At 64.6% G+C, this 24,512-nt stretch carries 21 protein-coding genes and 5 pseudogenes; 11 read left to right on the top strand and 15 right to left on the bottom strand.

The features are described from left to right. Positions 1-3 precede the first annotated feature (3 nt). From DI605_RS18380 to DI605_RS18350, 7 genes are read right to left on the bottom strand one after another with little or no spacing between them, the layout of a single operon-like run. Positions 4-906, bottom strand: a complete 903-nt coding sequence (locus DI605_RS18380; protein ID WP_293976731.1) for an alpha/beta hydrolase — start codon at positions 904-906, stop codon at positions 4-6. Beyond that, positions 903-1,793, bottom strand: a complete 891-nt coding sequence (locus tag DI605_RS18375; protein ID WP_293976729.1) for a sialate O-acetylesterase — start codon at positions 1,791-1,793, stop codon at positions 903-905. Before DI605_RS18375 ends, DI605_RS18380 begins: the two co-directional genes overlap by 4 nt. Further along, complete coding sequence (gene iolB, locus DI605_RS18370) at positions 1,771-2,568, bottom strand: 5-deoxy-glucuronate isomerase (protein WP_293976727.1); 798 nt, start codon at positions 2,566-2,568, stop codon at positions 1,771-1,773. The genes DI605_RS18375 and iolB overlap by 23 nt, the downstream gene beginning before the upstream one ends. Continuing rightward, a complete protein-coding gene (iolE, locus tag DI605_RS18365) occupies positions 2,568-3,458 on the bottom strand; it encodes a myo-inosose-2 dehydratase (protein WP_293976725.1) in 891 nt (296 codons plus the stop codon). Before iolE ends, iolB begins: the two co-directional genes overlap by 1 nt. After that, complete coding sequence (iolD, locus tag DI605_RS18360; RefSeq protein WP_293976723.1) at positions 3,455-5,287, bottom strand: 3D-(3,5/4)-trihydroxycyclohexane-1,2-dione acylhydrolase (decyclizing); 1,833 nt, start codon at positions 5,285-5,287, stop codon at positions 3,455-3,457. Before iolD ends, iolE begins: the two co-directional genes overlap by 4 nt. Then, on the bottom strand, positions 5,284-7,221 hold the full coding sequence (iolC, locus tag DI605_RS18355) for a 5-dehydro-2-deoxygluconokinase (protein WP_293976721.1): 1,938 nt from the start codon (positions 7,219-7,221) through the stop codon (positions 5,284-5,286). The genes iolD and iolC overlap by 4 nt, the downstream gene beginning before the upstream one ends. A gap of 53 nt (positions 7,222-7,274) precedes the next feature. Further along, positions 7,275-8,144, bottom strand: coding sequence for a MurR/RpiR family transcriptional regulator (locus DI605_RS18350; protein WP_293976719.1), 870 nt, complete (start codon positions 8,142-8,144; stop codon positions 7,275-7,277). A 175-nt stretch (positions 8,145-8,319) separates the two neighbouring features. Between DI605_RS18350 and DI605_RS18345 the strand changes: the two genes are divergently transcribed. Beyond that, entirely contained in the window at positions 8,320-10,833 is a 2,514-nt protein-coding gene (locus DI605_RS18345) for a TonB-dependent receptor (RefSeq protein ID WP_293976717.1), read from the top strand. Between the two features lie 58 nt (positions 10,834-10,891). On the opposite strand, the gene DI605_RS18340 is transcribed toward DI605_RS18345, so the two are convergent. Then, positions 10,892-11,773 carry a formylglycine-generating enzyme family protein gene (locus DI605_RS18340; RefSeq protein WP_293976715.1) on the bottom strand — a complete coding sequence of 294 codons (882 nt, stop codon included), beginning with the start codon at positions 11,771-11,773 and terminating at the stop codon, positions 10,892-10,894. 438 nt (positions 11,774-12,211) lie between these two features. Here DI605_RS18340 and DI605_RS18335 point away from each other — a divergent pair, with 438 nt between their 5' ends. Beyond that, a complete protein-coding gene (locus DI605_RS18335) occupies positions 12,212-12,661 on the top strand; it encodes a hypothetical protein (protein ID WP_293976713.1) in 450 nt (149 codons plus the stop codon). Between the two features lie 82 nt (positions 12,662-12,743). Here DI605_RS18335 and DI605_RS18330 read toward each other — a convergent pair whose 3' ends face one another. Beyond that, on the bottom strand, positions 12,744-12,959 hold the full coding sequence (locus tag DI605_RS18330) for a hypothetical protein (RefSeq protein ID WP_293976712.1): 216 nt from the start codon (positions 12,957-12,959) through the stop codon (positions 12,744-12,746). A 3-nt stretch (positions 12,960-12,962) separates the two neighbouring features. Continuing rightward, a complete protein-coding gene (locus DI605_RS18325) occupies positions 12,963-13,367 on the bottom strand; it encodes a glutathione S-transferase C-terminal domain-containing protein (protein ID WP_293976710.1) in 405 nt (134 codons plus the stop codon). On the opposite strand from DI605_RS18325, the gene DI605_RS18320 reads away from it, so the two are divergent. Both DI605_RS18320 and DI605_RS21510 read left to right on the top strand, forming a co-directional pair. Further along, positions 13,324-13,974 carry a substrate binding domain-containing protein gene (locus tag DI605_RS18320; RefSeq protein ID WP_367120071.1) on the top strand — a complete coding sequence of 217 codons (651 nt, stop codon included), beginning with the start codon at positions 13,324-13,326 and terminating at the stop codon, positions 13,972-13,974. The two genes, DI605_RS18325 and DI605_RS18320, sit on opposite strands and share 44 nt — an antisense overlap. Before the next feature lie 264 nt (positions 13,975-14,238). Then, positions 14,239-14,457, top strand: a pseudogene (locus tag DI605_RS21510) (NAD(P)-binding domain-containing protein); the annotation flags it as partial. Positions 14,458-14,877: 420 nt separating this feature from the next. Here the strand turns inward: DI605_RS21510 and DI605_RS21505 are convergent. From DI605_RS21505 to DI605_RS18305, 3 genes and pseudogenes are all read right to left on the bottom strand, one after another. Next, positions 14,878-15,666 (bottom strand): annotated as a pseudogene (locus tag DI605_RS21505) (TonB-dependent receptor plug domain-containing protein); the annotation flags it as partial. A gap of 188 nt (positions 15,667-15,854) precedes the next feature. Continuing rightward, positions 15,855-16,841, bottom strand: a complete 987-nt coding sequence (locus DI605_RS18310) for a FecR family protein (protein ID WP_293976706.1) — start codon at positions 16,839-16,841, stop codon at positions 15,855-15,857. A 14-nt stretch (positions 16,842-16,855) separates the two neighbouring features. Beyond that, positions 16,856-17,386, bottom strand: coding sequence for a sigma-70 family RNA polymerase sigma factor (locus DI605_RS18305; protein ID WP_293976704.1), 531 nt, complete (start codon positions 17,384-17,386; stop codon positions 16,856-16,858). 122 nt (positions 17,387-17,508) lie between these two features. Between DI605_RS18305 and DI605_RS18300 the strand changes: the two genes are divergently transcribed. The 4 genes from DI605_RS18300 to DI605_RS18285 all read left to right on the top strand — a co-directional run bounded on the left by DI605_RS18300 (position 17,509) and on the right by DI605_RS18285 (position 21,231). Further along, positions 17,509-17,718, top strand: coding sequence for a helix-turn-helix transcriptional regulator (locus tag DI605_RS18300; protein ID WP_293976702.1), 210 nt, complete (start codon positions 17,509-17,511; stop codon positions 17,716-17,718). Between the two features lie 229 nt (positions 17,719-17,947). Beyond that, positions 17,948-18,190 carry a helix-turn-helix transcriptional regulator gene (locus DI605_RS18295; RefSeq protein ID WP_293976700.1) on the top strand — a complete coding sequence of 81 codons (243 nt, stop codon included), beginning with the start codon at positions 17,948-17,950 and terminating at the stop codon, positions 18,188-18,190. A gap of 468 nt (positions 18,191-18,658) precedes the next feature. After that, the gene (locus DI605_RS18290; RefSeq protein ID WP_293976698.1) at positions 18,659-20,431 is read left to right on the top strand and encodes a diguanylate cyclase; all 1,773 of its coding nucleotides are present in this window, start codon (positions 18,659-18,661) and stop codon (positions 20,429-20,431) included. A 92-nt stretch (positions 20,432-20,523) separates the two neighbouring features. Further along, complete coding sequence (locus tag DI605_RS18285) at positions 20,524-21,231, top strand: methyl-accepting chemotaxis protein (protein ID WP_293976696.1); 708 nt, start codon at positions 20,524-20,526, stop codon at positions 21,229-21,231. A 433-nt stretch (positions 21,232-21,664) separates the two neighbouring features. On the opposite strand, the pseudogene DI605_RS18280 reads toward DI605_RS18285, so the two are convergent. Next, positions 21,665-21,979 (bottom strand): annotated as a pseudogene (locus DI605_RS18280) (transposase); the annotation flags it as partial. Between DI605_RS18280 and DI605_RS18275 the strand changes: the two are divergent. From DI605_RS18275 to DI605_RS18265, 3 genes and pseudogenes are all read left to right on the top strand, one after another. Beyond that, a pseudogene (locus DI605_RS18275) lies at positions 21,978-22,456 on the top strand (transposase); the annotation flags it as partial. The pseudogenes DI605_RS18280 and DI605_RS18275 sit on opposite strands and share 2 nt — an antisense overlap. After that, a pseudogene (locus tag DI605_RS18270) lies at positions 22,457-22,624 on the top strand (TrbI/VirB10 family protein); the annotation flags it as partial. A gap of 9 nt (positions 22,625-22,633) precedes the next feature. Beyond that, a complete protein-coding gene (locus DI605_RS18265) occupies positions 22,634-22,849 on the top strand; it encodes a DUF2274 domain-containing protein (RefSeq protein ID WP_293976694.1) in 216 nt (71 codons plus the stop codon). A 54-nt stretch (positions 22,850-22,903) separates the two neighbouring features. Here the strand turns inward: DI605_RS18265 and DI605_RS18260 are convergent, their stop codons facing one another. Continuing rightward, entirely contained in the window at positions 22,904-24,325 is a 1,422-nt protein-coding gene (locus DI605_RS18260; RefSeq protein ID WP_293976693.1) for a Fic family protein, read from the bottom strand. Positions 24,326-24,512: the final 187 nt, after the last annotated feature.

The following is a 24,512-nucleotide window of genomic DNA, read 5'->3' as shown; positions in this document are numbered from 1 at the left end:
GGGTCAGCGCGGCTCCAACCCTTTGATGGTCGCGAGAAACGAAAGGGTGCGCGCTAGTGTCAGGTCGTAAGGCGATCCTCCGATCAGGACATCGGGAATCGTCTTGTGGAAGAAGCCGTGTCTCTGTTCCGGATAGGCCTCGACGTCGCAGCGCCCGCCAGCTGCTCGATAGCGCACGCAGAAGGCGCGGATGGTCGCGATCGGCACATATTCATCCGCTTCGCCGTGCATGATGATCGCAGGCGGCATGTGGTCGAGCGGCTGCCGGGCGGGCGATATGGGTCGCGAGGCATTCATGCTGAGCGACAGGAATTCGGGCATCGCGCCCGGATCGATGGCCGGGTTGTAGAGGACGAGCGCCGCAGGGCGATGTCCGACATTCCTACGTATCGTCGTCATCAAGGCGAGCTGACCGCCGGCAGATCCTCCACCGAGCACGATCCGTCGCTGATCGACCCCGATCCCTGCCGCATGGGCGATGAGCCAGTCATAGGCCGCCCTGGCGTCCTTCATCGCCTCCATCGGACCGGTACGATCACGACAGAAGACGCGATAATCCGGAAGAATTACCACGTAGCCGCGGGCCGCGAGCGCCCGCGCGCGGGACGCGAAGGCGTCGACCGTCCCCGCGCGCCAGCCGCCGCCGAAGAACAGCATGACCGCAGGGCTCGGCCCCGTCGCGGCGGCGCCCGAAAAGACGTGCAGCATCAAGTCGCGCCCCGATGCATGGCGGAAGACATAGGCTTGCGATCCGTCGATATGGACGACCTGCGGCTTGACGCTCGTGCACGAAAAGCTCGCGGTCTCACCCCGCACCACCGGCGCACGCCCGAAGCTCTTGGCGCCCATGCCGATACAGACCAGAGCGACGATCAAGCCGGCCGCCTTCAGCCACTTGATGATCATCGACCGCATCCGCCCTGCCGGAGCATCAGCATTGCCGTAGCCAGCTTCGGTCCGAGCCGGCCTTGGGCAGCGGCCGACAGGTGGACATCATCGGCATTGTGCGGCAGCCCGCGCGCCGAAACCATGCCGACGCAAGCGATATGCGTCGCCTCCTGGTGTTCCTGCACCGACTGCCAGTAGGGGAAGAGTGCCGCGCGGGGCATCTTCCGGGGCTTGTCCGAGAGCCCAACGAAAACGACCGGAAGCCCGGGCGTACCGAGCTTCTCGCGAAAGCGCGCCACGATCCGCGCGAACGCCTCGCCCCAGCCGGCAGCCGTCGCTGCCGATCGCCCGTCCGCCTCGCCTTGGTACCAGAGCAGGCCGGCAACGCGACCACCCGCGATCGCAACCCGCGCCACGCACGAACCCAGCAGGGTTTCGCGCCCGCCGTCGATGTCCCATTCCGCCATCGCGCTGCCCCCTTTCGCGCAAGGTACGAGCACGACCGGCCGTGAGGCGGCAGCCGCCATCGCTCGCCCGAAGGACAGGCCAGGGCCGACGCCGACGATGGGATCGAGCGACACGTGATCCACCTGACCTGCCTGATAGTCGAGCGGGTCGACGGCTAGCCGCCATCGTTCGTCATTGCCGAAGAGCAGGACGTTGGGATCCGGCTGGCGCTCGGCGGCGGTCGTATCGCCGAGAAATCCGCGCCCGGACATGTTCGACTGCCCGGCAAGAAGATACACGTCATAGGCGCCCCGGGGCTTTTCGACATCGGGTTGGGGCGATCCCACGATCAAGGCATCGGCGGGCTCGCCGGGCGCCGTCTCGCGCGGTGGTGCCGCAGCGACGACGGTCAGCGCGGCGGCACCGAGCCACGCCTTACTTCGCGACGATCCAGGCATGGTCGGGATCGTTGGCGAAAACCCAGTTCTTGCGCGGGCCAGCCATGACGTTGAGATAATAAAGGTCGTAGCCGTGCGGTGCGCCGACCGGATGATAGCCACGCGGAACCATCACGACATCGCCGTCCTCGACGGCGATCGCCTGGTCGATCGAACGATCGTCGGTATAGACGCGCTGGAAGGCGAAGCCCTGCGGCGGCGACAGCCGGTGATAGTAGGTCTCCTCGAGGAAGGTCTCCTCGGGATAGGCGTCGCGATCGTGCTTGTGCGGTGGATAGCTCGACCAGTGCCCGCCCGGGGTGATCACCTCGACCACGAGCAGGCTCTGTGCCTCGGACTTGTCGTCCAGAATGTTTCGGACGAAGCGCGTGTTCGTGCCCTGGCCGCGCAATTCCTGCCCGACGTCTTCCGGCGATATGAGGCGGGGCGTGCCGCCGGGCCTGGCAGGCGCGGTGCATATCGCGATCTCGGCATCTGCGGATGCGACGACGGCGTACGCCGTATCGGCCGGAATGTAGACGGAGGTCGCCGGGGCCTCGAACACCGTGCTGCGCTGCCCAAGGTCGACGAAGAGTTCGTCCATTGCCGAGACGTCGACCGTCCCTGTCAGGATGACGATGCAAGCCTCCCGTGCGGGCTCACGATGCGCATAATGGTCGCCTTTCGCGAGTTTCACCACGCGAAATCCGACGTAGGTCCAGCCTGCGCTCTCGGGAGTGATGTCGAGGACGGTACCGTCTGCAGCTGGTGCGCCGCTGCGAACTCGAAGCGACATCAGGCGAACTCCGCCGCTGCCAGGGCCTTCAACGTATCAAGGCCTTTCTGGCCGTAGATGAAGGGATCCGCCAAGGCTGGATCCTGCTCGGCCTCGACCACGATCCAACCCGAATAGTCCATGTCGGCCAGTGCTTTGAAGAAAGGCGCATAGTCGTAATCGCCATCGCCTGGCACCGTGAACATGCCGCCGATCACGCCGTCGAGGAAGCTGGCGCCATCGCTGCGGAACCGTTCGAAACGGCTCCGCCGGATATCCTTGCAGTGCACGTGGTTCACCCGCTCCGGATACCGGCCGATGATCGCGAGTGGATCGTTGCCGCCACACAATGCGTGGCCGGTATCCAGGACAAGGCCTACATGGTCGCCCGTATGGGCGAAGAAGGCCTCGAGATCCTCGGGCCGCTCGACGACCGTACCGAGATGGTGATGGTAGGCGAACCGCATACCCCTCTCGTTCACGTGCGCCGCAACCGCGTCGAGCCGGCGGCCGAACTCCGGCCATTGCTCGGCGGTAAGCCGCGGCGGGGTGTCGATTCGCCCTCCCTTTCGATCGCCATGTACCGCGTTGCTCGTCTCGGCGAGGATGAAGACGGTCGAATCCATATAGTCGAGCAGGGCCAGGTGGTCTGCCATCGCCCGGATCTCCGCCTCGGCGTCACGCAACAGCAGGTTCGACGAATACCAGCCACCCACGATCTCCAGGCCGTGCGCCCGCATCAGCGGCGCCAGGACCTCGGGCTCGCGCGGGAACTTGTTGCCGAGCTCCACGCCATCGAAGCCGATCTTCTTGGCGTCGGTCAGGATCGTCTCGAGCGTGGTATCGCCCCCGAGCTCGGGCAGATCGTCGTTCGCCCAGGCGATAGGGCTGACACCCCAGCGGATCGTCATTCTCTCTCTCCATCAAGATATTGCTCGTAGCGACCACGCGCGGCGCGCACCTCGGCCCGCTCGGAGACCTCGGGAACCGCGACGTCCCACCAATGGCCGCCACCTTGGGTGGTGACCGCAGGATCCGTGTCGATCACGATCACGTAGGAATGAGGCGATACGGCCGCCCGCTGCAGGGCCGCCTCCAGGTCGGCAATGCCGCTCACTTTTTCGCTTCCGGCGCCGAGCGACCTCGCGTGGAGCGCGAAGTCGATGGCGGGCATCGCCTCGTGGCGGCTGTCTGCAAGCAGGTTGTTGAACGGTCGCCCACCGGTCCCCTGCTGGAGACGATTGATGCAGCCATAGCCGCGATTGTCGAGAAGAATGACGGTGATCTTGCACCCTAGCATCACCGACGTCGCGAGTTCGGAATTCAGCATCAGGTAGCTGCCATCGCCGATCATGACGAAGACGTCGCGTTCCGGCCGGGCCATCTTGACGCCGAGCCCGCCCGCAAGCTCATAGCCCATGCAGGAGAAGCCATACTCGACGTGATACCCTCCCGGTCGTCTGGTCCGCCACAGCTTGTGGAGTTCGCCCGGCAAGCCGCCCGCGGCACAGACGACGACCGCGTCTTCGCGCGCTGTCCGCAGCACCGCTCCTATGACCTGCGCATCGGACGGAAGCGCGTCGCCGGGGTCGATCGCGGCATCGACGACCGCATTCCATTCCCGAACCGCCTGATCGTTGGCGACGACCCACGGGTCGGGCGCCCGCCAGCCGGCCAGCGAATGATCGAGTGCATCTATCACCATGAGCGCGTCGCCGAGGACCGGTTCCGCTCCGTGCTTGGAAGCATCGGTCGTCGCGACGTTGACCTGGAAGAGACTGCCGCCGAACAGGGTTCGCGAGCCTGTCGTGAAGTCCTGCAGCCGGGTGCCGATCGCGACCACGACGTCGGCGTCGGCGGCGGCACGATTGGCGGAAGAGCTGCCCGTCACGCCGATCGATCCCAATGCCTGCGGATGATCCCAGCGCAGGCTACCCTTGCCCGCTTGGGTCTCGGCCACCGGTATGCGCGTCGCCAATGCAAGATCGGCGAGCGCCGCTTCGGCTCTCGAATAGAGAACTCCGCCGCCGGCGACGATCAGCGGGCGTTTGGCGCCTCGCAAGGCCGAGACCAGTGCTGAGAGCTCATGCGCGTCGGGCACGGGTCGTCGCTGACGCCACACGCGTTGGGTGAAGAAGCTCTCGGGATAGTCGAACGCCTCGGCCTGGACATCCTGGCACAAGGCCAGCGTCACCGGCCCGCACAAAGCCGGGTCCGTCAGGACCACCATCGCGCGCGGGAGCGCGTCCACGATCTGCTCGGGCCGCATGATGCGGTCGAACAGACGGGACACCGGGCGGAAGCAATCGTTCGCGCTGACCGTCGCATCCGCGAAGTCCTCGATCTGCTGCAGGACCGGATCGGGTCGCCGGCTCGCATAGACGTCGCCCGGGAGGAAGAGGACGGGTAGCCGGTTGACGTGCGCGAGGGCGGCTGCCGTCACCATGTTCGTCGCACCAGGGCCGATCGAGGTCGTGCAGGCCATGGCCCGGCCTCGGCGGGACGCCTTGGCAAACGCGATCGCTGCATGAGCCATGCCCTGCTCGTTATGGCCGCGCCAGGTCGGCATCGCGTCTCCTGCCGCGGCGAGAGCCTCGCCCATGCCCGCAACATTGCCGTGACCGAAGATGGCCCAGACACCCGCGAAATAGGGAAGCGTCTGCCCCTCGAATTCGACCATCTGTGCGCTCATCCACCGCACCAGCGCCTGGGCCATGGTCAGCCGGATCGTCGCGCTCATGCGGCCACCTTTCCGGCGCGCGCGGCCTGCCAGCCGTCCACCAGCACACGAAAGTTTGCCGCCAGGAGTTCGATCGCCTGGCTATCGTCGATCTCGCCCTTCAGCCACTGCGACGCCGGCTCCTGCCAGATCGTCCGGCCGACCGCGAATCCCTTGACGATCGGCGCCCCCGCCGTGCTCGCGAAACTCGCCAGCAGTTCATCGGTCGGCGCGGACAGGCCGAGAAGCACGACGCCACGACATTGCGGATCCCGCGCCTCGATGACGCGCTCGATCTCGCCCCAGGTCACGACGTTCGCGTCGGGCTCCAGCTTCCACCAGTCGGGATAGATGCCGAGATCGTAGACATGCGAGATGACGCGCGCGATCGTATCCTGGGCAATCGGGCCGTTCTTCGACGCGATCACCTCGAGCAACAGCTCGTGGCCGGTCTTTCGACAGGCATCGAACAGGCGGAGAAGCTGACGATCCTGGCGCGCACGCAGATCCTCCGGGTCGTCGGGATGATAGAATGCCAGGCATTTGACGATATGGTCGGCCGGCCATTCGGCAAGCGTCGCTGCCACGTCCGCCCCGCCCTCGAATTCGAGCGGACAGGACCCCGGCAATTCGATCGGCCGACCGATCCAGAGCCCCGTGCCTGCCGCAGCTTCGAGCGCGCGCATCCCGAAATGGCCATCGGCGAGAATACCAAACCGTTCGGACGATCCACCCGACACACGATCGATCGCCTGCATCGCCAGATTCTTGAAGGCCGGCACCCGGTCCAGATTGTCGGTGCCGAGGGACGATACCAGATCGCGAAACTGGCTGCGATGATCGATCGCCAGAACCGTCAATGCGTCATACTCGGGATGACGGTTGCTCGACCAATGGATCTGCTCGAGCATGGCGCTTTCGCGGAGGCGATACGGCCAATCCTGTCGGTCCAGGAAGAGCTGCAGTTCCTGCCAGCTCGGCTCCGCCGGCGCGCAACCGTGGCGCGATACGACGATCGCCCCGCATGCATTCGCGAAGGTACAGCAGCGATCGACCGGCTCGCCGCGGAGCCAACCCCGCAGAAAGCCCGCCATGAAGGCGTCGCCCGCACCGAGGACGTTGAACACCTCGATCGGGAATCCCCTACCGACGATGCCGCCCGCCCAGTCCTCGCCGATCGCACCGGAAAAGGCGACGCATCCCAGCGGGCCGCGCTTGCACACGATGAGGGCCTCGCTCCTCGCCCGAACCGCCCGCATCGCGGCCAGCGTGTCGGTCGTGCCGCCCAGGATGTGCAGCTCTTCCTCCGTGCCGACGATCAGGTCGCACAAGGCCAGAACTTGCTGCAGCTCGTTGGTGACATAGTCGTTCGCGACGAAGCGGTCCTCGCCATTGTCGCGCGCCGCGAGGCCCCACAGGACCGGCCGGTAGTCGATGTCGAACACGACCCTGCCGCCGCTCTCCTTCATGATCCGCGCAGCCTTGAGGCTGGCGGCCAGCACGCCCGGACGCGACAGATGCGTCCCGTTGATCAGGACCGCACCGGCCGACCGGACGAAGGCTGGATCCACGTCGTCCTCGCAGAGCGCCATGTCGGCGCAATTCTCGCGGTAAAAGATCAGGGGGAAGTCGACGGGGTTGCGGATTCCGAGAATGACGAGCGCCGTCAACCGCTCGGGATCGGTTGCGACACCGGCGACGTCGACGCCCTCCCGGACCAGTTCCTCGCGAATGAAGCGCCCCATGTGATCGGCGCCTACCCGCGTGAGCAACCCCGCCTTGAGACCCAGTCGCGCCGCACCGACAGCGGTGTTCGTCGGACTGCCACCGATATACTTGGCGAAACTCGCCATGTCCTCGAGCCGCCCGCCGATCTGCTGACCGTAAAGATCGACACCGGCCCGTCCGACCGTGATCAGATCGAGCGCTCGCTCCGCTTCAGCCACCCCTGCCATATCGCTCCTGGACCATTCTGCGTTGGTACGGAACGACTATTCTATTTTCTATTTCATTGCAATCGGCGTTTCACAACGCGGCGTTTCGGCTTCGCCGCCGGCTCGGTGGCATCCGCCACGGCGAAGTTGATCGCAAGCGCCTGGGCAAGGCACATCGAAGCCGTCAGTGAACGGAAACCGCGCACTTCCGATTCGCGGACCTGCAGCGCGATGGTCGCCGTCTTGGCGATCGGACTGACGAGCGTGTCGGTGATGGCCAGCAGCGGTCCGCGTCCATCCGCCGCATCGACTACCGCCAGCGTCTCCTCCGCATAAGGCTGGAAACTGATGGCGATGAGCAGATCGCCCTCTCCCATCGCCTGAGCCTGCCGGACTCCGAGTCCGCCGACTCCATCGATCAGGACAGCCCGCTTGCCGGCCTGCAGTAGCGAATAAGCCAGATAGGCGGCGACCGGAAAGGATCGACGAAAGCCGACGATGTAGACGGTCTGTGCATCGACGATCGCCCGTACAGCAGCGTCGACGTCGGTAGAGGGCACCGTCTCCAGCATATGTTCCAGTGCCAACGTGCTGCCCTCGACGAACTCGGCCAGGAGGTCGGCAGGAGCCGACTTGCTGCTGCGCGTGGCCTCGTCCAGGCGGCGCACACGCTCGGCATAACCCAGCGCCGAATTGGTGGTCAGAAGACTGTCTCGCAGCAGCTTCTGCATCTGGCTGGCACCCTCGAACCCGAAGGTCTTGGCGAAGCGGACGATGGCCGAAGGCTGCACCGCGCATCGCGAAGCGATCACCGCCAGGGTTTCCAGCGCCACCTCGTTGGGATGATCCAGAACGTAGCGCCCGATCTGCTGCAGCCTCTTGCTGAGCTGCTCGTGCCGATCGACGATTGCCGCCCGCAGCTCCTCCACCGTCTGAGGTGTCATCCCCGATCTCCTTTGCCCGCGGAATATCCGTTCCACGATGGAACACAAGTTCCCTCAGAATGCCGCTTCGCAACCACTGCTACACGCAGAACATATTTTCTATTGCGCATTTTTCAGAAAAAGCGTTTCATGTTGGGAAGTGCCGTCGTGAATGGCGATGCACGGGGAGGATGGAATGAAGCGTTTCGATGTCCGTGTAGGTCTTGTGTGCGGTGCCGCGGTCGGCGCGCTCGGCGCGGCGCCCGGCTGGTCTCAAGCCGCTCCCGCCAGCGTCGGCGCCGAGCAGCCCGCCAAGGCGTCCGGCGATACTGCCGAAGATGTCGGCGCGATCGTGGTCACGGCGCGCCGCAGCGCAGAAAAGCTGCGTGACGTTCCGTCCACCGTCAATGTCGTGACGGGTGCCGCGATCACGGCGATAGGCCCGATCCAGACCACCGGGGACATCCTCAGTCGCTCACCGGGCGTCCGCTTCAACAATCTCCAGAACCCCCTGCTTTCCGAAGTGACCATACGCGGGTCCGGAAGCGGGCGCGCGAGCGGGGCGGATCCGTCCGTCGGTCTCTTCGCAAACGGCGTATATGTGGGCGGCGGCGGCTTTTTCGGGCGTAACTTTTCGCTCGTCGACAGCTTCGACCTGGAGCGCGCCGAAGTTCTCTCGGGCCCCCAGGGTGCCCTTTACGGGCGCAACGCCGAATATGGCGTGGTCAATCTCGTCTCGGCCAAGCCGACGCAGAAGGTCGAAGGCTCGATCGCGAATGCCTACACGTTCGAAACCAACAGCAATCGCCTGACCGCCATCCTGAATTACCCGATCGCCAACGATCTCTCGATCCGCGTCGGCGCCCAGTATCTCAACCAAGACAAGGGCTTCGTCTATAATCCGGTCCGCAAGGAATATTACGACGTCACCGAAGGGTGGATGGGTCGTGCACAGGTCCGTTACAATCCCGGCAAGCTCGACCTCAACTTCGCTGCGACGTTCGAGCACCTTGATCTACCTGCCTACCAGCAGGTCGGTTATATCCTGCCCGGCACGATCGCACAGTTCCCCAACGGCTTTTTCCAGGATCGCTATTCGATCCCGATCGACGCAGCCAACAAGAGCCACGAGAATATCGGCTCCTATGTTCTCTCCGGAAGCTACGACCTCGATTGGGCAGAGCTCTCCTCCACGACCAGCTATCGCCGCCGCTACGACAGCGCGGTCCGTGGCTTCACACAGAACACGATCGACCTCGCCACGCTCCGGCAGCTGTGGGCGACGGGCGCTGCCGGGGCCTATCCCTTGAGCGGCACCGACCAGACCACCGTCACCAAGATGTGGTACCAAGACGTTCACCTGGCGGGGAAGCTGATGGACGATCGGCTGAGCTGGACCGCAGGCGGTGAGTATCTTCATTACGATACGAACTTCGACAATCAGCAGCGCCAGGATCCCTGCGCAACGGCGGCACGTCCGAACCTGACGATCAATCAGGGCGTGTGCGGTGGTACGGCAGCAGCCCCCGTCTGCTACCAGCTAACCTCGACCTCGGGTTCCTGTCCGGCGAACTATCCGAGCCCCTTTGGCTTTCGGACGATCACCGACACACGCTACAAGAGCTGGGCGATCTACGGATCCCTGTCCTTCAAGCTCACCGAGCGACTGACGGTGACGGGCGACGGGCGCTATACGCATGACGACAAGCATCAGGACGCCCAGTATCTGAACCTGTATACGAACGCGCAACGCACCTTCGCCACGGGCGGGACAATTCCGAGCACCAGCTACGACTACAAGAAGAATATCGCGACCTGGACCGCGACGGCCAATTATCGGTTTCCAGGGCAAGCCGGCTTGCTGCTCTACGGCAAGGTTGGGACCGGCTACCGTGCTGGCGACTTCAACTCGAACGTCACCCCGCCGCTCGTGAACGGACTGCTTGGCGGTCGCCCCGCGCCAGCCGGCTACGCGCCCGTCACCCCTACATATGGGGCGGAAAAGATCATCAGCTACGAAGCGGGCATCAAGGGCAACATCCTTCCGCAAGTTTTCGGCACGCTGACGGGTTACGTATCGCGCCAGAAGGATGCGTTGGCCGTCGTCGGCGACGGCTGCGCCCAGAACAATGCGTGCGTGACCAACGCCGCCAACTATGTCGTGAACGCGGGCGACGTTCATGCCGAAGGCATCGAGGCGACGCTGGACGCGCGCGCGGATTTCGCCGGCGGCAAGCTGAACGCGCAGATCAACGCCTCGCGCCAATGGGCCAAATATGTGAACGTGCCGATCACGCGGCCCGGGCTCGCTGCCGGGCAGGCGACGGGTCTGCCCCTGGAAGATACGCCGGTCTCGCAGAATCCGGAGTGGTTGCTGTCGGTCTCTGTCAACTATCGCCATCCGGTCACCGACGACATCGACGTGTTCGCCAACGTCCTGTCCACATCGCAGTGGGGTGGCATCCAGGATCCTGCGACGGCGGCGATCCCCGGCATCCGTCTCGACAATTTCACCAATGTGAACCTGCGCGCAGGCATGTCGTACAAGGCGCTCGAGCTATCGCTGATCGTCAACAACCTGACGAGCCAGACCCACACCCTGCTCATCGCGGCGCAGCGCTCCACGGTCGCCGGCCTTCCCTACATTCCGACGTCGTATCGCTATGCCTATCCCCGCACGTTCGGCCTGGAACTGCGCTACCACTTCTGACATCCCCGAACGACAGGCGACGCATTCCCGGCCGTGGCCCGTCGGCGCCCGCTCCCGGTCAAGATCGGGGCGGGCGCATAACGCATCGAAAACCGATATGCCCCGTCGAGCTGTCGATCGCTTGCGGGATCCGCGCAGCGGGGCGGTAACGCTGGCAATAATTGGCTGCGCAGAGGTGAGACCCTCCCTTGAGCACCCTGCGCCCGGTCCCTTTGCGCACGCCCGGCTCGAAGCTGTCGTGCCGGCGGCCGCCACGTGGATTGTCGACCGAACAACAGCTCCGTGCAATCTGCTGCGGTAGCGCCCACCAGTCCGCCGTCCATTCCCACACATTGCCGATCATGTCGAAAATGCCGTAGCCATTCGGTGGAAAGCTGCCGACGGGAGAGGTTCGCTCCCAACCATCGGTCAGGAGGTTTGAGAACGGGAAGAGCCCCTGCCAATAATTGGCGAGCATCCGGCCGCCCGGCGCGAGTTCATCGCCCCAGGCGTAATCTGATCCGTCGAGACCGCCGCGCGCGGCCAGTTCCCACTCCGCCTCGGTCGGAAGCTTATTTCCAGCCCAGGTTGCATAGGCCTCGGCATCCGAGCTGGTCACATGAACCACCGGATGATCTTCGCGGCCGTCGACCGAGCTCCCCATGCCCTCGGGGCGACGCCAGTTGGCATCCGGATCGATCGCCCACCAGCGCCGCGGATCGTCGCACGGAACGGGTTCGCGCGTTCGATGAAACACCGCCGATCCAACGACGCCATCATCCGAGCTTCGCTCAGCCGAGGTGACGTATCCGGTCGCCGCGACGAACGCTGCGAAATCGGCATTGGTCACAGGGTATTCATCGATCAGGAACGTGTCGATCTTCACTCTTCTGACGGGCTGTTCTTCGGGGTAGAAGCTGTCCGATCCCATCCGATACTCGGAACCCGGCACCGTTATCATCAATTCCGCCCGTGAAATTCCGCAGAGCATCGCTCCATCGATACTCTTCGGGTCAGCGTCAATCTTTGCTGGCAATATTGGACGGGCGCCCGACCGAGGATTCGTCTGCACGCACACCGCCTGCCGGGGTCTGCTGCCGGACGAGCGAACCACCGGCACCGGATATGGCTCGCCGGCATGATTGCACCCAGAGTCCGGCAAGCCCGCCGATAGTAGCGCCGTCGGCTGTCGTCCCGAAGGCCGCGAAACAGTCCGAAGACCGCGGTCAGGCTCGGACGTAGATTTCGCAACAATATTCTTGCTGAGGCCCCACGAAAATTCCCGGTTTTCTGCAAGAAATTTCGAAGCTTCGACGAATTTGTGTTTCGAGAACGATCGCGATTGAGAAAGATTAAACCTGATGATTGGATAAGGCGCCATCCGCTGGGGACTGGCACCTTGTACCGCATACATGCTGATATCCGGCTCGGCCGGCTCTACGCCGAAGGGCGGGGCTTCTGGGGGAACGACGTCTCCCGCGATTATCGCCAGGGCGTGAGCGAGGCGTTCAGGTCGCTGGCACGGTATCATTCGCGGATCGAGATATTCGCGGACTTCGGCGCCTTCGCCCCGCAGGGCCAGTCGCAGATCGATTTCCACCTGGACCATTCCGAGGAGCGATCCCTGCTCACCGTCACAAGGCATGCGCTCGTGACGTCGAGCGCGCTGGTCCGGCTCCAGTTGAAGCGCGCCCTCAACGACTTCGGCGCAACCCATTTCGACGACGTCCCCTCTGCGCTCGCCTGGCTCGGCTGGGACAGCACGGAACTGGACCGCCTGCGCGATCAGTGCCCGTGGCTTCCAGCGTCCTGCCCCGAGGCGCAGGATTGGCGGCGACTGCGCGAATAAGCGTCCGACCTGCCGACGGCGGCGTCGTACAGCATGATGCTGAACGTCCGCCCGCGGGCATGACCAGACTTAACGCCCGCCATCAGACCCGCTGGACGGCCGCCCTGCAGCGGACGGACGGCAGCAGCCGGGTCACCTGCTCCGTCGCATAAAAGACGGCGAGGAGGCGTGCACGGCCTCTCAGGATGATGCGATCGCCCATGTCATCGAAGCTCACATAATTGGGCTGGCCATCGATCTCGACGAGATAGCCCTGCGGTCGATCGATCGGTCGTGCCACCGGCTGCGATTCGTTCACCCCTCAGCTGCCCGCCACAGGCACCAGGGCGACCTCGTCCTTCCCGAACGCGGTGCGGACTGCGGGTCGCGCACTGGTCCGGGCGGTCAGAGCGGTCCACGACGGATAGGGAGACATGTTGACGCCGATGGCATCGCCCCACCTGTAGAAGACGATCAGGAACGCGTCGGCGATCGTGAAGGCATCCGGGACGGCCCAGCGCCTGCCATCGGCCAGAATATGCTCGATCGCCGCGAAGGCTTCGAGGATGTTGTCGCGCCCCTTGTCGATGACACCGTCATGGCCTGCCTCGTCCGCGATGAAGCGCTCGGGTCGCCAGATCTGTGCGAAGGCGACCGAGTGAAGCCAGCCCGAGAGCCAGTTCATCCATTCGAACGTCCGCGCCTCGCGCGCGGGATCGGCGGGCATCACGGCAGGGGCCGAGTTCGGGACGACCCGCGTCGACGGCTGGATCGCGGAATTCCTGCACAAGTGGCCCAAGGTCACCGTGGAGGCGGAATATACGAACCGGCTCGTCGACATCGTCCATGAGGGTGTCGACGTCGCCATCCGCATCGGCCCGCTCCAGGATTCCGAGCTTTCGGCGCGCAAGCTCGGGGAGCTGACCTACGGCCTCTACGCTGCCCCGGAATATCTCCGGTCTGCACCGCCGCTCGAGGAGGTCGGTGATCTCGAGCGCCACGACATCATCGTGCACGCTCCCCGGGGCCGCCCCGTATGGACGTTGGTGAGCGGCGAGCAGACCGAGAAGATATCGCGGATCCCCCGCTGCGCGGTGAACAACACGATGGCTGCGCGCAACCTGGCGCTGTCCGGCCTCGGGATCGTCCAGCTTCCGCGCTACATGGCGGAGCATCTCGTCGCCGACGGCACGCTCACCCGCGTCCTGCCGGACTGGGCCCGCATCCCGGTGCCCGTCCACGCCGTCTTCGCATCCACGCGCTACATGGACCCGAAGGTGCGGGGTTTCGTCGACGTCTGCCGCGCCGGATTCAGCGACGTCGCCGACGCGTGACCTGATCGGCCGGGCCTGACGCTCTCTCGCGGCAGAGCCCAGCCTGTCGCCTTTTCGGCATCACTGGCGCGGCGCTCGCATTGCGCCTTGATCCGATTGTCAGTTCGGGAGGCAACGGTGTGTTGCCGGCGGTCCGACTGTTTGCAGTTTAGTCAAAAGCCTATCTCCGGGTCGTGCCGCTCGCCACGAGCACCCTCCCGCTCCTGATGGCGTGCGGGTCACTCGGCGCGGGCTCGCCGTACATCTCGGAAGGAAGACATCCCCATGCCAGAAACCATCGGCATCATCGGCGCCGGCCTCGTCGGAAAGGCCGTCGCGCGTCTCGCGATCGCGGCCGGATACGATGTCGTGATCGCCAACTCACGCGGTCCGGAGACCCTGTCCGGGCTCGTCGAGACCCTGGGGCCGTCGGCGCGCGCCGCAACGGTGGAGGAAACGATCGCCGCCGCGGGTATCGTCACCGTCTCGATCCCGCTGGCAGCGTTCGAGACCTTGCCGGCCGACACGCTCGCCGGGAAGATCGTCCTCGACCAGACCAATTATTATCCGGGGCTCGGGGAATTCCGCCGACCCGATCTCGACGATGGCGAACTGACCTCGAGCGAACTGGTACAGCGCCACCTGCCGGGGTCGAAAGTGGTGAAGGGCCTCCACAATCTCAGCTGGATCCACATGGAGGCCAACGCCCGGCCGAGCGGCGATGCCGACCGGACGACATTGCCGGTGGCCGGTGACGATGCCGCAGCGAAGATCGCCGTCACCGAGTTCCTCGAGACGATCGGCTACGATGTCATCGATGCGGGCTCGCTCGCCGACAGCTGGCGGATCGACGCTGCCGAAGCGCAGCCGCGTCTCGGCGCCCGCGAAGTGCCGCCGGAGCAGGATGTTGACGACACCCCCGACCGCATCCGAGCCATAGATCGCCGACGCGCCGTCGAGCAGCACCTCCGCGCGGTCGAATGCGCCCGTCGGGATCATCGACACGTCGCCGAAGGCACCCTCCGCGCCCGACCCGCCCAGCCGCTGCCCATTGACCAGCACCAGGGTCGCACCGGCGCCGAGCCCGCGCAGGTTGACGCCGGTCGCCAGCGACGCGTTGGTCCCCGTCGTATCAGTCGCGGACAGGGCGCTCTGCTCGGTCGCGGTCCCGCCGAAATTGCCGGGCAGTGCCTGCAAGGCGCGCCCGACCGTCGCATGACCGTTGCGCGTGAGATCGTCCCGATCGATGCGGGTGACGGGGGCCGTCCCCGGGCTCGGCCCACGAATATGCGTGCCCGTGACGACGATCTCGGAGGGGTTCGCCGCGAGTTCCTGCGACCGCATCGTCCCCTCGCTCGCTTCCGTCGCGATCGGATCGGGTGCCGGCAGAGGGTCGACCGCCCCGACCCGGATGCCGGCCTCCCGCGGTGCGTTCGCGGGCACCGGCGCCGCCTCCAGCACGAAGACGCGCTCGCCGACCTTCCGCGCGACGAGTCCCGTTCCCCGGAGGAGGTGCGCGAGTGCCGCATCGGGCGTGAAGCGACCGATCAGGCGCGGTGCGGTGCGTCCGGCGACGACCTCGCTCGCATAGAGAAGCTGGACGCCCGTGGCCGCCGCCCACGCGACCAGCCCCTGCTGGAGGGGGCCCGCCTCGATCGCGAACGTACGCGGCCGCGCCGCTTCCGGTGCATCCGCGCTCCTGGCTGGCGACATCGCCGCCAGCGACGCCGCGGTCAGCCAGCCGATCGCCCACCCGCGCCCCGGCCTCGTCCTCATCGTCATTCGCCTGCCCCCCATGTGCCCGCCGGGAGGCCCCGGCGGGGATGGACACCGCGAACGTGCGGGTCCTGGGCAGGGAAGACGCGCCGGCACGGGCACGACCCTAACCGGCTTTGCGCGAATTATTCGGGTGTTTTCCGCTCCGCATCGGTCAGGCGGATGCGGCCGTCGGCCTCGCGCGTGGCGGCGACCGGGAGCAGCGCGGTCGCCGCCGCGACGAACCCGGCGACATCGCCCGTGTCGAACGAGCCGCTCAGCCGGCTGTCGGCATGGCCGGGCGCATCCAGCCGCACGGGCTTCGTCGTGTAGCGGTTCACCTCGGTAACCGCGTCGGCGAGCCTGGTCTCGTCCAACACGATCCGGCCGCGCGTCCAGGCGCTCGCCGCCGCGGTGTCGACCGGGCGGAGGAGCGGCGGCCGCGCGGTCCTGAACTGCAGTTGCTGCCCGGGCGCGAGCGGGAGCGGACGTGCCTCGCCGGGCGCACTGACCAGCACGCGTCCCTCCAGCAGGGTGACGCGCGTCCCGCCGTCGAGGCGGACCTCGAAGCGCGTGCCGGTCGCCCGCACCTCGGCCTCGCCCGCCGATACCGTGAACGGACGGTCCGTCGCATGGGCGACGGTGAACGAGGCCTGGCCCCGGTCGAGTCGGACGTGGCGCGCCTGCGCATCGTACCGGACCGTGACGCGCGTGCCCGTGTCGAGCGTCATCCGCGAACCGTCCTCCAGCGTGACGACGCTCTGCTGGCCGACCTGCGTCTCGTAAGCCTGGCCGCGATCGTGGAACGCCCAGGTCGTGGCGACCCCGCCGATCGCCAGCACCGCGCAAGTCGCCGCGATCGCGCGACGCCGCATGCCGAGCCGGCCGCGCCTGCGCCGGCCACGCTCGAGCGCGGCCTCGGTCGCGGACCGGATGCCCGGGCGATCCGCGGCCAGCGCGCTCGCACCCCAGAAGCGCTCGACGGCCTCGAAGGCCTCGTTGTTGCCGTCGATCCGGCGCCAGGCGAAGAATTCCTCGAGCGTGCCGCGCGAGACCGGGACCGTCTTCAGGCGCGCGAACCACTCCGCCGCCTCGGCGCGCACCTCCTCCGCCTGGTCCCCGTCGTCACACATGGATGCGCCGCCACTCAATCCCGCAACGTGCGGAGGCAATAGTCGAGCGCCTTTCCCATACGCCATTCCACGGTCTTTATCGACACGCCAAGATGGCTGGCGATCTCGTGGTTCGTCAGGTGCCGGAAGCGGCTGAGCACGAACACGTCGCGCCATTTCTCCGGCATGTCCGTGACCAGCCGCTCGATCGCGAGCGCCGCCTCCTGCTCGGACATCGCGTCGGGCGCCTGCTCCGGCTGCGGGACCAGGCGGAGCTCGGCGCGATAGCCGGCCCGCACCGTCTCGCGGCGGCGGCGGTCGCGGAACAGGTTGAGCGCGATCCGCGAGAGGAGCGCGCGGGGGCGCTCGACCTCTTCGGCAGGCGCACGCGCGAGGCGCAACCAGGTCTCCTGGACGATGTCGTCGGCCTCGGCCGGCTGGACCCGCAGGCGACGGCCGACGAGCCGGCGCAGCCAGTCGCCATGCTCGCGATAGATGTCGTCGAGGGAGGAGCCGGGGGTCCGGTCTCCGTCCGCGGCGATCCTGGCAGGCTTGTTGGCGTTCACGTGGCTGCCCTCCGGGCCCCGGGGGCGAGGCGGCGGTCGAACCCGGAATGTAGCAGTTTCACGAACGAATAGGAACTATCGTTCCTGGCACGATCGTTCCAGTCCGGGCGAAGCTCGCCGGGATGGATCTCAAGGATATCCTGGCCGCGAACCTGCGCCGCGTGCGGCAGCAGGCGGGGTTGAGCCAGGAGGATCTCGCCGACCGTGCGGGGTTGAGCGTCCGCTATGTCGGTTCGATCGAGCGCGCGCGGGTTTCTGCCAGCGTGACGGTGCTCGGCCGGATCGCCGCGGCGCTGAAGGTGGAGCCGACGGCGCTGATCACCCGGGGCTAGGGTGGAGGCGGCACGCCTAAGCAACCTATCAGTGCTGCTGACCGGTCGAGGTTCACTCGCAGTGTCTTTCGAGAAAGCTCCATAAGTCCGCGTCAACTCGGTGTTGAACGCCAGCGACGCTCCTACCTCAGAACTCGCCCACAAAGTCGCAATCTCGACAGCCACGTGTCGCATGCCGCCTCCATATGGAAAAACGGCATATGACATATTGGCATCTACGCCAAGTGCGATGCCGAAGACGATTTTCACGGACGCCAATCAGGCGGTTGTCGAAGTCGTCAAAGGTGCCCGGCTTTCTGCCAATCTGAGGCAGGTCGATCTGGCAGCGCGTATGGGGAAAGATCAAAGCTGGATGAGCTTGGTCGAAGGCTCGCAGCGTCGGCTTGATGTCGTCGAGTTCATCAGGATCGCGCAGGCGCTGGGTGTCGAGCCGACGGCGTTGCTGGCCGAAGTGGTCAAGAAGCTGCCCTAGGCGGCAAGCAGGCCGCTTTGCGGCTTGAAGTGCGTGCCTTCCGGACCTGTCATTAGCGCCTCGCGCCTTCGCGCGACCGCGCTCTACGGCTGCGCCGCCGAGCCCCGGGACGGGTCTCGGCCTTCGGTGACGATCGCTGGCGCAGCTGAGGACGCCGCGCGTGCGCGCGGCGGCGTTGCCTGTGCCTCTCCCGTTGCGGCGGGTGCGGGCGGCGCTCCCGGCTAGGCCCGGCGCGCCCGGAGCCAACCCCTACGGGGTGCTCCACTTCGTTCCGCCCTGCGGTGTCTCCGGCCGCTCGAGGCCGGGCCTTCTGGGCGCGTCTCGCCGCCCACCCCCGCCTCACATGGGAGAGGCGAGGTCAAGCGTTCAGCAACGAACTTTCGATGTCATCGCGAAAATGGCCCAGAGCGGTCTGCATCGCCGAGCAAATTTGCGTGTCATTAACCATTTCAACTGCATTCCAGACCGATGGAAATATGGCCAAATATCGCGCTGAACAGGCTCACGCAGGCGATCCCGGCGCTTGCCGCGTTTCTCCTCTATGCCACAATTGCGGCACTGACGATCCATCTTACAAGCGATGGCCGGACTCACGCGACGGTGTGGCCCGCCGACGCAATAATTTTGGCCCTACTCCTGGTTCGGCCGCGTGGCGAATGGCTATCGATCATCCTGGCTGGGTGGGCAGGAAATTTTGTTGCCAACGGCCTGACCCGCGGCTGGACAGGCGGCATCATCCTGTATGGTGCGGTCAACATGGCACAAGCCGTACTGGCCGCCGCGATCCTACGACGTTGGTTGCCAAACGTCGAACCCCTTGCCGATGGCAAGGCCACGGTCCGCTTCCTGTCCGTTGCAGGCTTACTTGCGCCGGCTGCCGGTGCCATCCTGGGCTCGCTGGCATCCGTGCTCAACTATCAAGAGCCCTTCTGGCCTTCGTTTGCGCGATGGTTCGGCAGCAATGCACTCGGATTTCTGATTGCGACGCCGTTCTTCCATGGCATTTTCAGCGGCGGTTATGCCGAGTGCTATCGCCAGAAGAGCGGGTGGAAGCGTGCCGAAACGCTCGGGCTGTTGATTCTCCATGGGGCCGTCACCTGCACCGTATTCTGGCAGTCTTCCCTACCGTTGCTATTCGTGCCGTTTGCCGCACTGGTCATGCTGGCATTTCGCCTCGGCCGGCTGGAAACGATAACGGGCGTCATCATCGTCGCAATCGTGACGGCATATGCAACCTACAAGGGCAGCGGCCCGATCACACTGGTCCATGGCGATGCTGTGGTGCGTTCGATCTTCTTTCAAGCCTATCTCGGGATGGTTTTGTGTACGGCGCTCCCTGTGTCAGCCGTCGTCGCTTCCCAATCTGCAACGCTAAGCGAACTGGCCGAGCATAGGTTCGCCCTGCATCAGATCCTTGCCAATACGCCGGATGGCATTCTCAGCTTCGATGCATCCAGTAATTGTCGATGGGCAGATGGCCGCCTGCTAAGTCAACTTGGCATTCATCCGCGAGATCTGATGGGACGGACCGTTGAGGATTTCGCGCGCGATGTAAGCGGCGAGGCAGCTGCGCTTATATCGGCAATGCTTGACTCAAGTGCCTCGGCGGCGACGGTGGAGTTTGAACCCAAACTTCGTCTCGGAACGGTGCTGGAGGCATCGGTCGGCGTCGTTGGACCTGCGGGTAGCCCATCGGGCGCGGTCGTGGTCTTGCGCGATATCACGGTCCGGAAGTCGCGCGAAGCGGCGATTGTGCAGCAGGCCGAAACGGACGATCTGACCGGCGTTTTCAATCGCAAAGGGTTTCGTACGCGCTTTGCTCAGATGATCGACCATGTGGACGAACATCTGACGCTCGCGCTCATCGATGTAGACAATTTCAAAACCGTCAATGATCGCTTTGGCCATGCGGTCGGCGATGCGGTGCTGGAAGAGGTGGCCAGACAGTTGGTTGCTGGAACGCGGGAGGCCGACGTCGTGGGCCGTCTCGGGGGCGACGAATTTGCAATCTTGTTCCGCTGCGAGATGACCTACGCTCTTGCTGCGTGCGAACGCATCGCGGCCACCGTGCGGCGAAGCACCTTCGCCGCGCAAGGGAGCCTTGCGAGCCCTGTTTCGCTCAGCTGCGGTTTGGCCAAACATTCTCCAGGCATGACCCGGGGGGAACTTTTCGAAACAGCAGATAAAGCCCTCTACGAGGTCAAGCAGTCGGGACGAGACGGTGTCCGTGCGGCGGCCTGACCTCGCATCTCAGTCAATGCTGGCCGATCAGATCGAAGTTCAGAAAAAATTTACCATGTCGCGTCACCAAGGTGCGCGACAGGACTGACGCGATGGACACAGCAAACCCGGATTTCTCTTCGATCAAAGCTGCCTGGGATGCTTTGAGTCGAAGCCAAGCCGTCATCGAATTCGACTTGGGTGGAACCATCCTGACCGCAAACGACGTCTTTCTCCGTGCGATGGGATATGATCTAGATGAAATCAAGGGACAGCACCATCGACTGTTCGTGACCGAGGAGTATTCGAAATCCCAGGAATACGTTCATTTCTGGGGCAGGCTCGCGAAAGGGGAGTTCGAGGGCGGTCGGTTCGAGAGGATCGGCAAGGGCGGACAGGCCGTCGTTCTTCAGGCAACCTATAATCCAGTAATGGACGCGGCCGGGCTTCCAACTCGCATCGTAAAGGTGGCTATGGACGTCACCCGACAGGTTCTTCTTGAGAGAGAGATAGCCGAACGTAACGCCAGAGAACGCAGAATCCAGGCTGAACTGGAGCAGCAGAAGAACGCGCTAGAAGAGACCGTCGAGCAGTTGTCAGAGGTCGTGAAGACAATCGACAAGATCGCCTCTCAAACGAATTTGCTCGCACTGAACGCCACCATCGAGGCCGCACGTGCCGGCGAGGCGGGCCGTGGTTTTGCGGTCGTCGCGAGCGAGGTGAAGAAATTAGCCGGCGACACACGTGGCGCCACCGTCCGTGCGGCAGAGATGGTCGCCAGGAGCAAAGGGCGATCTTCATCGTTAAGTAGCGTTGCGTAAGGGCCGGCGTTGGTGTTTGGCCGCGAATCAGTGACGCCTTGATGCAGAAGGCGACATAGCCAAAGGGTGGGTGCGCTCAGCGCATGCGGCGCCGATAGCGGTCGCAAGCATACACGCCGCATTCGGATGGCACGTCACGCCGAGGGCGAGACCGACTGTACGATCGAATGGATTTGGGAATTGGCTTTGAGATTTCCTTTCCGATTGTGATCCAGGCCTGAGCTCCGTCGATGGCCAGGCGAGCATGCTCACCAGTCCAACCTCACATACGGTCGCTGCTCGAAGCAGCCGCACCAAGTCCCCGAATCCGTCGGGCAGGCTCAGAGGGAACGGGACCATTCTTCGCGGGCGGCATTTTAAGCCAGCGGGGGTGTCGGTCCGTTCACCCGGATCCGCCGGCTCGATCGTGCCGGCGAACTGGAAGACGATAGTATCAGGCGGCCTTCAGGACCGCTCCCTCGATAACGACGCCGTGGCGTGCAAACTTCCAAAGCGCGATGAGCAGCTTTCGCGCGAGCGCGATGATGGTCACCTTCTTGCGGCGCCCGCCATCGAGCTTCACTCGCTCATGAAACCAGCGCGATAGATCCGACTCCGGCTGATGCAGCAGCCAGAACCAGGAGAGTTGGACCATGATCGATCGCAGGCGCGGATTGCCCGCTTTCGATATGCCCTGCTCGTTGCTGATCGACCCGCTCTGCCAAGGTGTCGGAGCGAGACCCGCATAGGATGCAAGTTGCCGCCGATTGGCGCACATCGTCCGGACGGGATGGTATCGCGCCGCCCATATCAAGACCGAGGCCTGTTATCGCGTGCGCCTGCTGCTCATCCAGCGGCGCAATCTCAAGCGCAAATTCCTCGATCTCGAGAACTCGATCCGCCATTCGCTCAAGTCGTTCGGCATCCGGCTGAAGACGATCGGGCGACGCGATTTCGACCAGGCGGTGCGCGATGCCGTGGCTGACGATCAGCTTTCCAGCGGGCTGATGGACTGCATGTTGCGCGCCCGCGCGGCGCTATGGGTGGAATATGTGAAGCTCCACAAGCTGGTTCTTCACATCGTTGCACGCGACGAACTCTGCCGGCGCTTTCTCGACATTCCGGGCGTGGGGCCAGTCACTGCGCTGACCTTCGTCACCGCTATCGATGATCCTACGCGCTTCAAGCGGTCTCGCTGTCCACTCTGCTCGGCGTGAGTTCCCAGCTCGCGCTCTCCGGGCAGAGCGATCTCGTTCAGGCGATCCGGATGTCGATGCAGGACAATGTCTCTCGTGCGGGCGACCAGATCACGCAACGCAATCTCGGGGTTCAGCCCACGATCACGATCCGGCCCGGCGCGCCCGTCCGGCTCGTCGTCCATCGCGACCTCGTCTTCTCGCCCCTGCAAAAATAGGAGTGCTTCATGCCCGAGATCAGGCTCGCCAGGCTCCCGGACCGGACCCCGGTAAAACTCAGCATCATGATCATGCCCGACCTGGCAGCCGATCTGGCGGCCTACGCGGCCGCCTATCGGGATGCCTACGGCCGGGAGGAGGCGGTCACGGAGCTCATTCCCGCCATCCTTGCCAGCTACCTTGAAGGGGATCGCGCCTTCATGCGGTCCCGGGGCAAATCATGACGAACGCTTAGCGCGTCCGCTCCGGATCGGGGATCGCTTCGGCGTGGTCCGGATTCAAATAGCGGGTGCTTCCAGGAGACCGGCGATAAAATCGGCGAATGGGCCGATGTCACCATCGACGCTGGCTGCCTCAAGTGCCGCCATATATTCGTCTCGCCGGGCCACGGGGATGACCGTCCATGGATAGCCACCCGACGCCATCATCGCGTTCATAAGAAAGCGGCCGATGCGACCGTTGCCGTCGATGTAGGGGTGGATGAACACGAAGATATAATGGCCGAGCACGACCCGGACCGATGCCTCCGGCTCATCACGAAGCAATTCGAAGAAGGTGCTTATGGCATCGCGTGCCGCATCGTGCCCCATCGGCACATGCCGCGAGCCGCGTATGTAGACCGGCATGTTCCGGTAGCCTGCCAGCTGGACCGCGGTCAGGATGCCTGCCTGAACGCTCGGCGCGAAAAGCTCGCGATACCACGTCTGATGGTCGCGATCGGCAACGTCGCCGGCATTGTCGCCTGACAGGATACGCCCCAGGCTTGCCTTCACGGCTTGGAACGCCTGGTAATAGCCGCGGGCAGCGAGCGCATCGCGCTGCCTCTTGTCCGCTTCGTTGGCGTCGGGATTCCAGTTGCCGTCGCGAACCCGCTCGATCAGCTCCTTGCTGACCTTATAGCCCTCGATCGACAGCGAGTTGTAGGCGTCGTTGACGTAATTCTCTTCGACGCGCGTGAGGTAGGCATCGACGTCGTTGACCCGGGGGGGTGGGGGAAACGCGTCGATGACCCGTTGCCGCATGTCCTGCCACATGAGCCGGATCCGGTTGGAAGCAGGCGATGGGTCACGCGGCAGGGCGAAAGTCAACGGTCGTTCGAACGGATCTGCCTCGCGAACGTCAAATCCTGCACTCTTCATGGCGCCGAGAATGTCGTCGGCAACGCGATCGTGGCCTATGTTGCGAAAGGCGCCGGCCAGACGTCCGGCAACCACTGAATGGTTGCCGTCCAACAGTCGGGCGAGCAGTTCACTCGTATTGGTTTGCGACGCCAGGACCGCGCGCGCATCCGTCGGATGCGCGAGATAGAATTGCGCGGACACGAGGATGAGGGCGGGTTCGCACCGGTAAGCGTGAACGCCCTCTTCAAGCGTAACCCGATCCGCAGATGGCGGCAGGGCGACATTGGTGTCGAAGATCGAGGTTCCATGGATCAGGCCGGTCGGGTTGTTCCGGCCGCCCTTGGCCCTGACGAGGAGCTGTGTCGGCACCGTGCGATTGCCGGCGTGCAGGATCAGCGATTGCTCCGGACCGATGACCCAGTCCTCGCCGAAGCGTTCGGTCAGATATTCAGCGCAGAAGCCCCAAAAGCTTGCATACCATGCTGTGCTTTCGCCGTTTGGCTCGTCCGGGCGGCTGGCAATGTACCAGCCCCGCATGACCTCACGCAGGAAGCCCGCGTCCTGCAGACGTTCGCGCATCGTACGCGAAAGATCCGAGGAGCGGATGGCAGTCCGGCCGGCAGCCTGGAGGTCGTGGAGCACCTGAAGCGAATCCGCGAGCTTGTTCGGAGGGCGTGCCATACCTGTCGCGTATCATATTTCGCTTTTGCTGTTGCACGGATTTTCGCTTTTAACGTTGCGCGTACTTTCGCTTTTAGTGCTTGTA

This window comes from Sphingomonas sp. (genome assembly GCF_003248515.1).
GTDB lineage: Bacteria > Pseudomonadota > Alphaproteobacteria > Sphingomonadales > Sphingomonadaceae > Sphingomonas_I.
This window is presented reverse-complemented; position numbering and strand designations above follow the sequence as displayed.